At 51.9% G+C, this 14225-nt stretch carries 11 protein-coding genes; 8 read left to right on the forward strand and 3 right to left on the reverse strand.

Annotated features, from left to right (window positions below; translation table 11 throughout):
* The first annotated feature begins 6 nt into the window (after positions 1–6).
* Both K7J14_RS15820 and K7J14_RS15825 read left to right on the forward strand, forming a co-directional pair.
* Positions 7–2223 carry a diguanylate cyclase gene (locus K7J14_RS15820; RefSeq protein WP_230758713.1) on the forward strand — a complete coding sequence of 739 codons (2217 nt, stop codon included), beginning with the start codon at positions 7–9 and terminating at the stop codon, positions 2221–2223.
* Positions 2224–2273: 50 nt separating this feature from the next.
* Entirely contained in the window at positions 2274–3314 is a 1041-nt protein-coding gene (locus K7J14_RS15825) for an FAD:protein FMN transferase (RefSeq protein ID WP_230758716.1), read from the forward strand.
* A gap of 7 nt (positions 3315–3321) precedes the next feature.
* Here the strand turns inward: K7J14_RS15825 and K7J14_RS15830 are convergent, their stop codons facing one another.
* A complete protein-coding gene (locus tag K7J14_RS15830; RefSeq protein WP_230758719.1) occupies positions 3322–3630 on the reverse strand; it encodes an isoamylase early set domain-containing protein in 309 nt (102 codons plus the stop codon).
* An 89-nt stretch (positions 3631–3719) separates the two neighbouring features.
* On the opposite strand from K7J14_RS15830, the gene metK reads away from it, so the two are divergent.
* The 3 genes from metK to K7J14_RS15845 all read left to right on the forward strand — a co-directional run bounded on the left by metK (position 3720) and on the right by K7J14_RS15845 (position 6711).
* Positions 3720–4889, forward strand: a complete 1170-nt coding sequence (metK, locus tag K7J14_RS15835; protein ID WP_230758721.1) for a methionine adenosyltransferase — start codon at positions 3720–3722, stop codon at positions 4887–4889.
* An 83-nt stretch (positions 4890–4972) separates the two neighbouring features.
* Complete coding sequence (locus K7J14_RS15840) at positions 4973–5530, forward strand: hypothetical protein (RefSeq protein ID WP_230758724.1); 558 nt, start codon at positions 4973–4975, stop codon at positions 5528–5530.
* Positions 5527–6711, forward strand: a complete 1185-nt coding sequence (locus K7J14_RS15845; RefSeq protein WP_230758726.1) for a hypothetical protein — start codon at positions 5527–5529, stop codon at positions 6709–6711. The genes K7J14_RS15840 and K7J14_RS15845 overlap by 4 nt, the downstream gene beginning before the upstream one ends.
* Here the strand turns inward: K7J14_RS15845 and K7J14_RS15850 are convergent, their stop codons facing one another.
* Complete coding sequence (locus tag K7J14_RS15850) at positions 6712–9093, reverse strand: methyl-accepting chemotaxis protein (protein WP_330165608.1); 2382 nt, start codon at positions 9091–9093, stop codon at positions 6712–6714.
* A gap of 17 nt (positions 9094–9110) precedes the next feature.
* Here K7J14_RS15850 and K7J14_RS15855 point away from each other — a divergent pair, with 17 nt between their 5' ends.
* Positions 9111–10097 (forward strand): RluA family pseudouridine synthase, encoded by a 987-nt coding sequence (locus K7J14_RS15855; protein ID WP_230758731.1) that lies wholly within the window; start codon positions 9111–9113, stop codon positions 10095–10097.
* Between the two features lie 67 nt (positions 10098–10164).
* Here K7J14_RS15855 and ilvC read toward each other — a convergent pair whose 3' ends face one another.
* Entirely contained in the window at positions 10165–11634 is a 1470-nt protein-coding gene (ilvC, locus tag K7J14_RS15860) for a ketol-acid reductoisomerase (protein WP_230758734.1), read from the reverse strand.
* Positions 11635–11738: 104 nt separating this feature from the next.
* On the opposite strand from ilvC, the gene K7J14_RS15865 reads away from it, so the two are divergent.
* Both K7J14_RS15865 and K7J14_RS15870 read left to right on the forward strand, forming a co-directional pair.
* The gene (locus tag K7J14_RS15865; protein ID WP_230758737.1) at positions 11739–12671 is read left to right on the forward strand and encodes a LysR substrate-binding domain-containing protein; all 933 of its coding nucleotides are present in this window, start codon (positions 11739–11741) and stop codon (positions 12669–12671) included.
* A gap of 48 nt (positions 12672–12719) precedes the next feature.
* Complete coding sequence (locus K7J14_RS15870; protein ID WP_230758740.1) at positions 12720–14225, forward strand: ATP-binding cassette domain-containing protein; 1506 nt, start codon at positions 12720–12722, stop codon at positions 14223–14225.

The following is a 14225-nucleotide window of genomic DNA, read 5'->3' on the forward strand; positions in this document are numbered from 1 at the left end:
TTCGGTATGTCCAACTTTAAATCGAATCCGGATGATTCCAACGGACCTAAAACCGTTGGAATCATGCTGGATTCAGTTGATACATTTTTTAATTCCCGCGCTATCTCGGACTTAATCGATGCATGCGAAGAGCGTTCCATCCGCCCTGTTTTCTTTTTCGGCGGATCTCTGGAAAGAAGCTCTTCTGCCGGCAGATATTCCTATGCATACAGCCTGCCGAATTCGAAATTCATCGACGCTTTAATCGTTTTTCCTCATTCAATTGCCCCGTACGACCCGATTGAAGCAGTCCGCACGCTGATAGAGCGAATCCCCGACCTTCCGGTGTACTCTTTTTTCGGCCATCTCCCTGCGATATGGAGCATCGGTCCAGAGAACTCGCGCGCAATTCAAGAAATAATTCACCACCTTCACGCCGATCATGCATATACGAAATTCGCGCTGCTCACCGGTCCAGACGCGCCGGGGACGACGTCCAGAGAGCGGCAGCTTCAAATTGAAAAGGAGCTCCACCGCATCGGAATAACGATTCCCGATGAATGGATCTTTCCCGGCACATACTCGCAACACGACGGAAAAACGACCGCGGCGCAGATATTGAAACTCGACGGCGATACGCCGGAGGTTCTTATCTGCATGAACGACCAAATGGCGATCGGCGCGGTGACGGAATTTCAAAACCACGGAATCTCCGTACCCGGCGACATCGCTGTAGTCGGATTCGACGACGTAGAAGAAAACAGCTCGCTGCCGACAAGCTTCACCAGCGTAAATTTTCCCATATGGGAAATGGTCTCCATCATGATGGACCGAGTCGTCTCCGATCTCAACGGCATCACCTCTTATTTCCCCGAGCAGATTTTTCGTCCCGCCCAGTTCATGCACCGCGAATCCTGCGGATGTTCGTCATGGTTCGATCATGCCGATCGCCAACAGGGAAATTTCACTCCGCTGGAACTTACCCGCACGCCTCAGAGAAATTTAAAGAAACTTTCGGGGTTGCGCCGGTCGTTGGAAAGCATCATAGATCAATGCCTGCAATCGGGAGACTACGGCGCCTTTACATCCTTTATGCAGGGAATAATCCAAACCCTGTCCCGTTCGGGTCACTTATCGGACTCGTTCATCGACCTGTTCTCTACCCAATGGACAAGCACCCTGCTGAAACACAACGATAAGGAATCTCAGATTCTTTTGAATTCGCTGTTTCTCGACGCGTTCCGATTGCTAATACAAACAAAACAGAAATCCTTCAGAAAAATACGCGAGCAAGATCTTGGCAGCCTCGCCTTTTATCGGGAAGGTAACGAGCTTTTAAGCAAGAAAATCACCATTAAGGACGCTGTGCGCGGAATCGGCGCGAATCTCCCGATACTGGGCATAGAAGAATGCCACCTCGTGTTCCTGAATCAGCACGACCCGAAAAAAGGAGACCTCCGGTTTTCCTTTTATGCGGGGCAATATACGGAAGTATACGAGGAGCCGTATACCCGCTTCCCGGTCGAGGAATTGCTTCCCAAACAACAGATGAAAAGCGGGAATCCCCTCGCCGCCCTTCCTCTCGCCTTCAATAATTACGTTTACGGCTATCTCGTCGTCTCGATAACCGACAAACATTTTTCCCAATTCGACATGATACAGGACCTTGTTTCCCGGATTATCGACGCCGCCATGGGAAACGAGATCCTTTCCTGCCATATAGAGACGCTTACACAAAACAATTCCACGTTGTCCCGGCTTTCGATGATCGACGAGTTCACCGGCTTATACAACCGCAGAGCCCTGGACATCACCGGAAAATCGATGTTCGACCAGGCGGTTAAGTCGAGGCAAAGCTGCTGCTTCATCTTTCTCGATATGGACGGTCTAAAAAAAATCAACGATTCATGGGGACACAAAGAAGGCGATCAGGCGATTCTCTCCCTGGCGGAAATATTGAAGGCCAGTTTTCGTGAACGCGACTTGGTTGCGCGCTACGGAGGCGACGAGTTCGTCGTTCTCATGATAAATGTGCAGGAAAACGTCGTGATTCGAACCCTGGAGCGAATTTCGGCAAAACTCGACTCTTTCAACCAAACCGGCGCATATCCGTGGACCCTTTCGGCGAGCTGGGGTTTTTCCATGCGCACTAAAGAAGACGTCGATAAAACTTTTGAATCGCTGATCGAGGAAAGCGACGCCATTTTGTATCAGCACAAGAAAAAGAAAAGATCTTCGCAGTAAAAGCTCCGTACCTCTTTTTTTCCCCGGTCATATCTTTATATACTATCGGCATGACTTTCATTCGCTCACGCTCCGAACAAAAGAATCAAAGACATCTCTTCTTGCTTTTTAGTCTTTTCGCCTTCGTACTTGCTTCTTCCTGTACGGTAAAAGAACCGATTCGAACTGAGTTCGTTCTCGGTACGGTTTGTTCAGTTCAATTGTTTGAAAAAGGAACTCCGGAGATTCACAATACAATCTTCTCGAGATTGCGCGAGCTTGAATTGATTTTCAGCGCGAATAGAGACGATTCCCTCCTTATGAAAATCAACAAAGCTGCAGGTTCGGAGGCGGTTCAGGCGCCTGAAGAAATTCATACCGTCTTAACCGAAGCGCTCCGAATAAGCTCCCTTACCGACGGAGCCTTCGATCCGACCATAGGACCGCTGGTGAAAGCGTGGAATATCGGCACAGACTATGCGGCAGTCCCGGATGAATCGGATCGGCTTGAGGCCTTGAAACTGATCGACTATCGAAAGGTTTCAATATCCGGAGACGCTGTTACGCTGGAAGAACCCGGAATGAGGTTAGACCTGGGAGGAATCGCGAAAGGGTATGCGGCTGATGAAATCGTAAAACTTTTAAAAAAATACGGAATACAGCGGGCGATCATCGATCTCGGCGGAAACGTATATGCGTACGGCAAAAAAGCAAAAAACCAGAAATGGACGATCGGAATCCGCGATCCTGAAGAATCCGAAGGCGATCCGGTTCTCTCGATACCGGTGGAGAACCAATCCGTCGTAACCTCGGGCGTATACGAGCGCAATTTTCTTTCGAACGGCATTCTCTATCATCATATTCTCGACAAGAAAACAGGCTTCCCCGCCGACACCGGTTTAATATCAGTCACAATCGTATCGGAAAACTCGATGATGGCGGACGCTCTTTCCACGTCGGTGTTTCTCCTGGGAGCTGAAAAAGGGCTTGAATTGTTGAACGGAGCCGATAATACGGAAGGAATTCTCATCACTAAAGACAGAAAAGTTCTCATAACGCCGGGCTTGAAATCGCTCGTTAGGGTTCTCGACGAGCGATTCCAACCGGAATAAGACGCGTCTACACTATTACAACGGAATTGTCAGCGTTTCCGAAGTTGGAGGGCATATATTTGTCGGCTGCCCAATCGTTTTCCCAGCGAATGTCGTCCATCAAATAGCGGAATTGATACTCGTTACCCTGTTCAAGAGCAACAGTGATGGAATACAAGCCTTCTTTGTTCAAAGACAACACATGGGCTTTTGTATCCCAGCTATTAAAATCGCCGACCAACGCGACTTTTTTCACCCCCATTGTCGCTTCCGCAGGCAATTCGAAGGTCACCTTGCAGGTTTTGCCCTTCTTCGGGTACGCCTTATATAACGCCATAAATATCTCCTTCTTCTGGCATTTATTGATGAACTTGTGTATATTTTCAGCGTAATCATATTTTTTCTATATTGCAAGGGAGACCGGCTATGAATAACGCACGACATCTATTTACCTCGGAATCGGTGGGAGAAGGACATCCCGATAAACTGTGCGATCAGGTGTCGGACGCGATTCTCGACGCCTGTCTCCGCGACGATCCTACGAGCCATGTCGCCTGCGAAACCTTCGCGTCGACGGCGCTCGTCCTGGTCGGCGGGGAAATTACAACGAACACCTACGTCGACGTACAAAAAATCGCCCGCGATATTGCCCGTGAAATCGGCTACACGGATTCTGACTACGGCCTCGACTGCGATTCGATGGCGGTAATGGACATGATCCACTCTCAATCTCCCGATATTAATCAGGGCGTAGCAGGATCCGGGCTCGAAGAATACAAAGGCCAGCAGGGCGCCGGAGACCAGGGAATGATGTTCGGCTTCGCGTGCACCGAGACGCCCGAGCTCATGCCCGCGCCCATAATGTACTCTCACGCGCTTCTCCACAAAGCGACGCTTCTTCGGAAAAGCAAGCAAATCCCCTGGCTCAGGCCGGACGCGAAAAGCCAGGTTACGGTAGAATACGACGGCCACAAACCGATTCGGGTCGATACAGTCGTCATTTCCCACCAGCATGATCCGGATGTTTCGCATGCGACAATCAAAGAAGCGATGATCGAAGAAGTTATCCGGCCGGTTCTCGGATCCACCGGTTTACTGGACGCGGATACTAAATTCTTCATCAACCCGACCGGACGCTTCGTCATAGGCGGGCCCTTCGGCGATACCGGCTTGACCGGACGAAAAATCATCGTGGACACCTACGGCGGCATGGGACGGCACGGAGGCGGAGCGTTCTCGGGAAAGGATCCGTCGAAAGTGGACAGATCCGCGGCGTATATGGCCAGATATGTCGCTAAGACCATAGTCGCGGCAGGACTTGCCGAACGGTGCGAAATACAGCTTGCGTACGCGATCGGAGTTCCCTTCCCCGTATCCATTATGGTCGATACCTTCGGCACCGGCCTCGCCGACGAAACGGCGATTACGAACGCGGTAAAAGCTGTTTTCGACCTGTCTCCCGCCGGAATAGTCAAAACGCTCGACTTGTGCAGACCTATTTATCAGGCAACAGCGGCTTACGGACATTTCGGCCGGTCCCAGTTCCCCTGGGAAAAACTCGACCGGGTGGAAGAGCTTAAAAAAGCCGTAAAATAAACGTGCCGCAAAAAACTATATTACCAAGAATCACGGCAGGGACGGTTTTATCGCTGTCCCTTCTTTTTACCTCGTGTTCCAATGTGCTCAACGTAGTAATTTCGCCTTTCGCTCCGGATTTTCTCCCGGAAGCGCACGCTGAAAACGGTAGCGTGCTCATACCTCTTTCTTTGTCGTCAGAATATGAAACAACCGATAAAGACGGAAGCTGGGAAACCGACTACGCGTGGTACGTGTACCGCTCCGAAATTTCCCCCTACCAGGGAATGGCTCTCGTCGGCAGGCTGTACCGGCCGGGAGCGCTCGGCGTTTATACAGACAGACGACACCGCCTTGCCAGCGACGAAGACGGCGATCAATATATAGCAACAACATCCAGCGATAAGGATTTCACGCTGTCCCGCCTAAATGCTTCTGGATCGGAAACAGTGCAAAATCAAAACTCAAACGCATCAAGTTACTTCATCGATGAGAATGCCCCGCGAACGACCCTATACTACCGGGTTTCCAGGGTACGCCTGCGAAAGGAAGTTACAGAACGAGAATTCACCATTTCTGATTCAAAAACAACCGTAACAGACATCGAATATTCCCTGGAACATACAGAAACGAGCGGCTGGACCGCGGCGGAAAATCAATGAAAAAAGCCTTTTTTTGCGCTTCGTCGAAGCTTGCCTTCGCCCTCGCCATATCCCTTATGAGCGGCACAGTATCAGCCGAAACCATCTCCTTCGACCCCGGCGATCTTGGCAACAGGCTCGGAAGATCGATCTCCCTCACCGAGGCCTTCCTTCCCCGCTACCATGGCCTTGCGGATATGCTCGGCGGCAGATCGAAAGATATGTTTCAAACCGCGAGTCTTCAGGCGATCTGGTACACGAACTACTCGATTTCTACGGATTTCGGAAGCGAGACCGGATCTCTGGGACGTGTATACGGAGATGTATTCGGCGCGAGAGTCGGGAAAAACCTCTCCCTTCTGTTCGGCGCGGGAGGATTCCGGTACGGCGTATTTCTTACCGACATATCGCTCCCCGCTCCAGCCGGAGATCCCGCAGGGAATCCCTTCGTAACAGACTTCACCGGCACTCAGTTTTTCCAGGACATTTACGCGATCGGCCTATTGATTCGTAAAGAAGTTCTTCTTACCGCCTTCGTAAATCAAAACAGGCAGTATGCTCCGGACTCGGGAGTCGTCGACATATATAAACCGGAAGTTTCCGAATTTATTTTCGGCGGTGAATTAGCACTCGGGGGAGCCCTCTCGGTAGAGTCCTTCGCCACAGAAACCGGCGCACATCTCAGAACAGAAGGAAGAATACATCCGACGCGCATCGTCTACCGCGCGATGGGGATGCCGGGGAAGGGATCTTTCGACCTTTCGACAGGGATTCGATGGATCAACGCCGGCGACGGAAAATTCACCCTTTCACGTTACACGATACCGACCGATTTCTCCTTCAAGCCCGGAAAACGGGTTGTTCTCTTTTCAGGGTTTTCTGTTGCCGGCAAAGAAATCAGGGAAGAAACAGACAGCCTTTTTCGGTACGGCTATGGAAAAGCCGGTTGGAACCTCTCGGACGAAATTCAGATCTCAGCCGGCGCTTCGTACATTGCCGACCCGCGCATGGCCTATTTTTACCAGGGAAACACGGAAGCTATCGGATACTGCGCGGAACTGCAGTTCTGTTATGAAGATCTTGTGCGTTTCTCCATCGGCGCGAGAAAAAATTGGCACCAGGACCTTGCCGACCTTATCGAGACGGTCGATCGCCCGGTTTTCTACGCTTCGCTAAACCTTCTCGTACCCACGCTTTTCTGATCACTCATCGCGAAGCTGAAAGCGCGATACAAGCCCCCTCAAGGAAACCGCCTGTGACGAAAGTTCCTCGCTCGTGGCGGCGCTCTCCTGCGAAACCGACGCGTTCGCCATAACCACCCGGGACACCTGCTGAAGGTTTTCAGTTATATCCCTTATACCGTGCGTTTGATCCGCAGAGGAATGAGCAACCTCTTCCACAAGGCCGGCGATCTCTCGCGACTTGTCCGCAATGCGCCGAAGCACCTCCGCCGTGCGGTTCGCGATATCGGATCCGGTTTTTACCGTCGCCAAAGAGGTTTCGATATAGCCTGCGCTTTCACGGGCGGCTTCGGAGCATCGTCCCGCCAAATTCCTGACCTCGTCTGCGACGACAGCAAAGCCCTTTCCGTATTTTCCGGCCCGCGCGGCCTCGACTGCAGCGTTGAGAGCCAGAATATTCGTCTGGAAGGCGATATCGTCGATCGTCTTCAATATGCCGGTGATGTTTTCAGACGACGCTTGTATTTCTTTCATGGCATTCAGCATTTCGCTCATTCTGAAATTTCCCTCCTGAGCGAATTCCTGAGCCTCGCTTGTCATGACCCGCGCGCCGGCCGCGTTCTTCTCCGTCAGATTGTTTTTCTCCGAAAGCAGTTTCACCTGGGCCGCCAGATTATCCACTGCCGTCGTCTGCTCCTGCGTACCCGCCGCGAGATCCGCGCTTCCCAGGGATACCTGATCGGCGCCCGCGGTAAATTCATCAGCCGCAAGACGGATTTCCAAAAGCGTTCTGTCGAATGTTTCCAGAATTTGATTTATCGAGCCGCTGATCTTCGCGAAATCGCCTTCGAATTCACCGTCCAGCGAAACCTGTAAATTCAAAGCGGCGGCCTCGTCCAATACCGAAACGATTTCGTTGGTATACCGGGACATTTTTTCGATTATTCCTGTTTTCTCGCCGATGTTTCGCGACTCGCGCTCTATTTCCTTCCGATTGTAATCGATGCAGTTGCCGGGAAAATTGCACCCGTTGAATATCGCGGTAACCATGTCGTCGCAGGTGTGGTATCCGCAGGCCGAACAATCGATCGACCGGTCAGCTTCCGCTTCTTTATGAAGTTCGAGCCAGATTTTCTCTTTCTCTGCGGCGTTCGGCTTCCCCAACTGCACAGTCTTTGGCGTATATTTTCTGAGAAAATCGTCCAGAACCAGGGTTTTATCGAAATATCGATACAACTCCTTTTGCTTCGTTTTCCCGAACGAAGCGCGTTCCTTCATTTTCGCGTTTCTGATTTCATTCAACGACTTATCGACATCGTCGATCTGCACGTTCTTGCAGGTGCCGGTTCCGATGTTGCATCCGTGAGAACAATTGAGAATATCCACTAGCAGAGGCACCGGTTTATTTTTCTGCACGCGGTTTTCATATTCCTGCAGATACGGATACGCGTGGCGGCTTCCTTCTACCTGGCGAACCCACACGCCGGGAACGAGAGCTTCGACGTTTTCCCGCAATCCGCCGGGACGGCTGAATAATGCGCCGAGCCAGCATCCGATATCATCGTAAGAACCATCCTGCTGCCGGGATAGATCGATTTTCTTGTTTTCGATGTATTCATAGAGTTTTTTATACGTAACATTGTACGAAACAAGTCCTTCGGTGTTCGGATCGGTAAATTCATCCGTTTTTCCTACGCACGGAGATAAAAATGCGATTTTATCGCTGTTTTTCGCGTATTTCCGCAGATACACCGCGGTGCAGAGCGTCGGACTATGTATAGGGGCCAGCGTATCGATCAGTTTCGGCTGATATTTCTCGATATAATTAACAATGGCAGGACAGGGCTGCGCTATCACGGATTGCAAATTCCGCCGCTGTATCGCTTGTAAGTAGGCCCAGGTCGTAATATCCGCGCCGAAAGATACATCGTACACAGAACGAACGCCGAGAGACTTCAAATAACCGATCATTTTTCGGTGTGTATTGAAATTTACCCGAGCCGCAGGGGCCGCGACGACAGTGATTGAAGAGCCTCTTTTCAGATCATTGAAGAAATCTTCAGTATCATCCGTATAATCCCGAGCTTTATGCGAACAGGCATCCAAACAAGCGCCGCAACGTATGCATTTTTCCTGATCTACGCGAACCCGGGTAACGCCGTCCTTGACATAAGAAATATTCGCTCCCAGCACAGGACAATTACGTATGCATTTATTGCATCCAACGCACTTTTCTTCGATAGTAAACACAACCTCGGAATTTGAAATCTTATTAGACATTTCCGCATACCGCCTGAAGAAAAGTGTTGTACCCGGAGGCGCAATTGTCAAATTTCGTTTAGTAAAACAGTAATAAAACGACACCCGCGGCCGCAGGAGTCCTGCTTGTTTTTGCGTCTCCATATCAGTAGGATGCTTTCATGTCTTTCCAGATATTTCGCTTATCAATTTCGGCAAAAGGCGGCACTTCATTACAGGAAGCCTGCCGGCAGTGCCTGACAACCAACGGAATCCCGGCGGCCGAACTTTCTAATTCCAAAGTCCGCCGGCTTGTCATAGCAGGAATGGCCTCGATCAACGGTATTCAGGAAAGACAGCCCGCCCGCCGCATGAAGGCCGGAGACCTTGTGGCCGTCAAGTTCGACTCCTCCAGATTTTTCCGCGAAAAGCAACCCGACGACATCGACTTCGAAATGACGCAAGACCGGATTCTCTTCGAAGACAGCTCAATCATAGTAGTAAACAAGCCCGCGTGCTTTCCAACCGAAGCGACTATCGTCGCAGACAGAAAACACCTTCACGCTGCGGTAAAGGAATTCCTGCACCGGCGAGACAACACCAGAAACGAACCCTATGCGGGCCTTCATCATCGTCTGGACAGGGAAACTTCAGGCGTCATTCTGTTTTCCAAAACGCGAGAAGTTAATCCGGCGATCCACGCGCTATTCCTGGAACAGCGAATACATAAAGTATATACGGCCCTTACCGTAGTTCCGGTGCGCGCCTGCGCGTACGAAAAACAAGATCGATTCGTTCTCTCGAACAACATAGACCGGATTACCCCCAAAAGTTCTGCGGGAAAGTGGGGAGTCGTTCAAACGGGGGGCGATCCTGCCGTAACCGATTTTGTCGTTCGCAACAGACGTTCCTGTTATCTTGAAGTGCAAGCCTCTCCGCTCACCGGAAGGACGCATCAAATCAGGGTGCATCTTTCTTCGGTCGGGCTCCCCCTGCTGGGAGACGTACTGTACGGAGGGCCCAAACAGTTGCAGGGAATTCCGTTCGACATAACGCGAACCATGCTTCATGCCGAAACCCTCTCCTTCCCGCATCCGCTCACCGGAGAATTGATAGAAGTTACCGCGCCGATTCCGCCTGATATGCAAAAGATACTCGACCTGCAATAAAAAAACCCGCCGAAGGCACAGGCCAGCGACGGGTTTTTAATTTAATTCCGAATACCCTATACGCCGATTAGATCACTTCTTTCATAGCAGTCATATAGGCGCGCAATACGCTTCCGATTTTTTCAACCGGATGATTGCGAATTGCATCGTTTACTTTCACGAGCTCCCGGTTCGAAACGGACGAGTCCTTGACGGAAAGTCCTTTTCCTATGACGTCGGTATCCACTTTCGCCATGAAATCCTTAAGCAGCGGGCGGCACGCGTTGTCGAAAAGGTAGCAGCCGTACTCGGCCGTATCGGAGATAACCTTGTTCATCTCGTACAGCTTCTTTCTGGCAATGAGGTTGGCGATAAGCGGAGTTTCATGGAGAGACTCGTAATACGCGCTTTCCGCCTTGATTCCTGCGTCGGTCATGGTTTCGAAGGCGAGCTCTACGCCCGCTTTCACCATTGCGACCATCAGAATGCCCTTGTCGAAGTACTCCTGCTCGCTAATTTGCACGTCTCCGGCGGGCGTTTGTTCAAACGCAGTCTTTCCGGTAAGTTCGCGCCAGGTCAGCAGGTTCTTGTCGTCCGCGGCCCAGTCTTTCATCATAGTGGACGAGAATTCGCCGGAAATGATGTCGTCCTGGTGCTTCTGGTACAGAGGCGCCATGATTGCCTTCAGCTGCCGGGACAGTTCGTTCGCCTTGATCTTTGCGGGATTGGAAAGACGATCCATCATGCCGGTGATTCCGCCCCATTTAAGGGCCTCGGTGATCGTTTCCCATCCGTACTGGATGAACTTCGATGCCCAGCCCTTGTCGATGCCGGAGGCGACCATCTTGTCGAAGCACAACAGAGAGCCGGTCTGAAGCATTCCGCAGAGGATGGTCTGCTCGCCCATCAGGTCGGATTTTACTTCCGCGACGAAGCTCGATTCAAGAACGCCCGCGCGGGAACCGCCGGTTCCGACGGCGAGAGCCTTAGCGATCGCCCATCCGCGGCCGTCCGGATCGTTCTCGGGATGAACGGCGATAAGGGTCGGAATACCGAATCCGCGCTTGTACTCGACGCGCACTTCCGATCCCGGACCCTTCGGCGCCATCATCACGACGGTAAGATCCTTGCGGATCTGCATTCCTTCTTCAACGATATTGAATCCGTGGCTGTACCAGAGAGCGGCGCCTTTTTTCATCAGCGGCATGACCGCGCCGATGACCGGAGTATGCTGCTTGTCCGGAGTCAGATTTCCGACTACGTCGGCGGAGGGAATAAGCTCCTCGTAGGTTCCGACCGTAAAACCGTTTTCAGTCGCATTTTTCCAGCTCGCTCTCTTTTCCGCGATCGCTTCCTTGCGGAGCGCATAGCTGACGTCGAGACCGGAATCCCGGAGGTTCAAACCCTGGTTCAAGCCCTGGGCGCCGCATCCGACGATTACGATTTTCTTTCCTTTCAGGGCGTTCGCGCCGTCGTTGAATTCTTCGCGGTTCATGAAACGGCAGGTGCCCAATTGCTGCAGGGCGACTCGCCACGGTATTGAATTAAAATAGTTCATTTGATTTCTCCTCGTCTTGTTATACACGTTTCATATAAATGCGTAAAGTGAAATAAAATCACTTAATTATTGAATAATATGCATCATAACGATACTATCTCGACATGGATTTCTCGGAACTGGAAACCTTCATCGCGCTGGCGGAAACGCAGAACTTCGCCAAGGCCGCTCAACAAATACACCTCAGCCCTTCCGCCGTAAGCAGGCTTATTTGCAGGCTGGAGGACGAATGCGAAGCGAGGCTGTTCGAGAGAGATACCCGCCAGGTGAGAATAACCCGGCAGGGAGAAGACTTCCTGCGATTCGCCCGCGACTGCATCGGTAAAAAAAAAGAGCTTTCTCTCAACTTCCAGGGCAACGCAACCAGGCTGCGGGGCCCCTTCGCGATATACGCCTCCGTTACCGCCTGTTATTCGATACTGCCTCCCCTGGCGGAGGCTATCACTCAAGAATATCCGGAAGCCCAGCTGTCGGTCGAAACGGGCGACCCCGCGGGCGCAGCCCAGGCTGTCAGGGAAGGACGGGCGGAGCTTGCAGTGACAGCGATTCCGGTCAACGGCTTTCCGGATTTGCTCTCGTTTTCCGTCAGAAAATCCCCGCTCGTCTTCGTCTCCGCGAAAACAGGGCCCTTCGGAAATATCAAAGCCCTGCTCGATACTCGCAATACCGAATCGTCTCTGCTGAAAACTCTTCGGACAACGCCGCTCCTCCTCCCCCGGGCCGGCCTTTCCCGGCAGCGTTTCAATGCCTGGGTGCATCGAATCCAGCAGCACGGCGAACCGTTTAGCCCGGGCATTGCGGCTGAAACCGGCGGTAACGAAGCTCTGCTCGCCCTGGCCCGCCTCGGCCTCGGCCTTGCGCTCATCCCGCATCTTGTGTTGGATAACAGCCCTTTTTCGGAAGGACTTACCATATACCAGGCTGGATCGCACTTCGGCGACTACGACATAGGCTTCATCCAGCAACCGTCAAAACTTCCGGACTCGAGAAAACAAGCGATAGCCGATCTCATTACCCGGGTCTACAATCTCGCGTAAAACCGCAACGCATACACATTTTTCCGGTTTCGCGATACAGTGCTTCTCATGAGCGAACATCCCCTGCTTTCGATTCAACACGCGTCGATTCTCCACCAGCAACAGATTTTTCTCCGCGACTTTTCCTGGACAGTGCTGCCGGGCGAAGCCTGGGTGATAACCGGGTCAAACGGCTCGGGCAAGACAACGCTGATCAATGCGATCATCGATTCCGAAAAGATGGTTCCGTCGTCTGCCGACGGTTTCTTCTCGGCCTTTTCAAAAATCACGCTTCTTTCTTTCGAAGCTGTAGCGGCCTTCATAGAAAATGAACTGAAAAACGACGACTCTGACTTCGTCGAAGGAGGCATAGATCCGGGCAGAACTCCGGCCGCGTTATTGGAGGGATGCCCGGAGGCCGAACGGTACGCCTCTATTTGCGGCATTAGCCATATACTGCATCGGGGTTTAAAGTTCCTGTCCACCGGCGAGATCAGGCGGACACTCCTGGCTCAAGCCTTGGCCGGAGCTCCTGACCTTCTCATTCTCGATGATCCGTTCGACGGACTTGACTCGGAAGGAGTCGCGACTCTATCCGCGCTGCTCGATTCGCTCATCGGATCGGCATCCTCCAGCAATAAGACAGCGTATATGATCGTCCTCGATCGCTATATCTCTGTTCCGCGATCCTGCACCCATGTCCTGGAACTTGAGGGCGGAAAAACCGTATTTTCAGGAACCCGCGAGGATTTCGAGCAGCGTCTCGCGGAAAGAACTCTTCTGGGGGCCTGCGAACCCCAAAACGCATCCTTTCCCGCCGATCTGGACGAAGAGCTGGCCGTCCTCGATACGGAAAAGACTCTTTCCGACGACACAAAGCCTTTAATCGAAATGACGCGGGTCTCCGTAGAATGGTCCGGCAGGAAAGTGTTGGATGATGTAAGCTGGACAGTGAACAAGGGCGAACACTGGATCATCAGGGGCCCGAACGGATCCGGAAAAACGACGTTGCTCGAATTAATAACCGGAGACAATCCTCAAGTGTTCAGAAACAGGGTATCCCTTTTCGGCGCCCCACGCGGATCCGGAGAAACGATCTGGGAAATCAAGGAAAAAATCGGTTTTGTGTCGCATCGGCTCCATCAGGAATACCGGCGCGTCGGAGACGTCACAGTCGAAACCGTCATCGTTTCAGGCTTTTACGACTCGATCGGATTATACGAAAGAGCTTCTACGGAAGAAAGAGAAAAAGCGGCGAGATGGCTTGAGTTGGGAAATCTGCAAAATCTGGCAAAGGAGGCGTTCAACGCTCTTTCCTACGGAGACCAGCGAAGCGTCCTCATACTCAGGGCAGCCGTTAAACTGCCGCCCCTCATCATTCTCGACGAGCCCTGCCACGGCCTGGATGAGCAGCACCGAGCACGAACCCTTTCACTCATGCAGCGAATCGCGGAAACAGGACACTCGACCCTGCTTCATGTTACCCATGATCCGGACGAATACCTGCCCTGCGAAACAAACATTCTTGAACTGCTTCCCGGCGGCGATCCGATGTACCGAATCATAACACGCTGA

Source organism: Teretinema zuelzerae (assembly GCF_021021555.1).
GTDB lineage: Bacteria > Spirochaetota > Spirochaetia > Treponematales > Treponemataceae > Teretinema > Teretinema zuelzerae.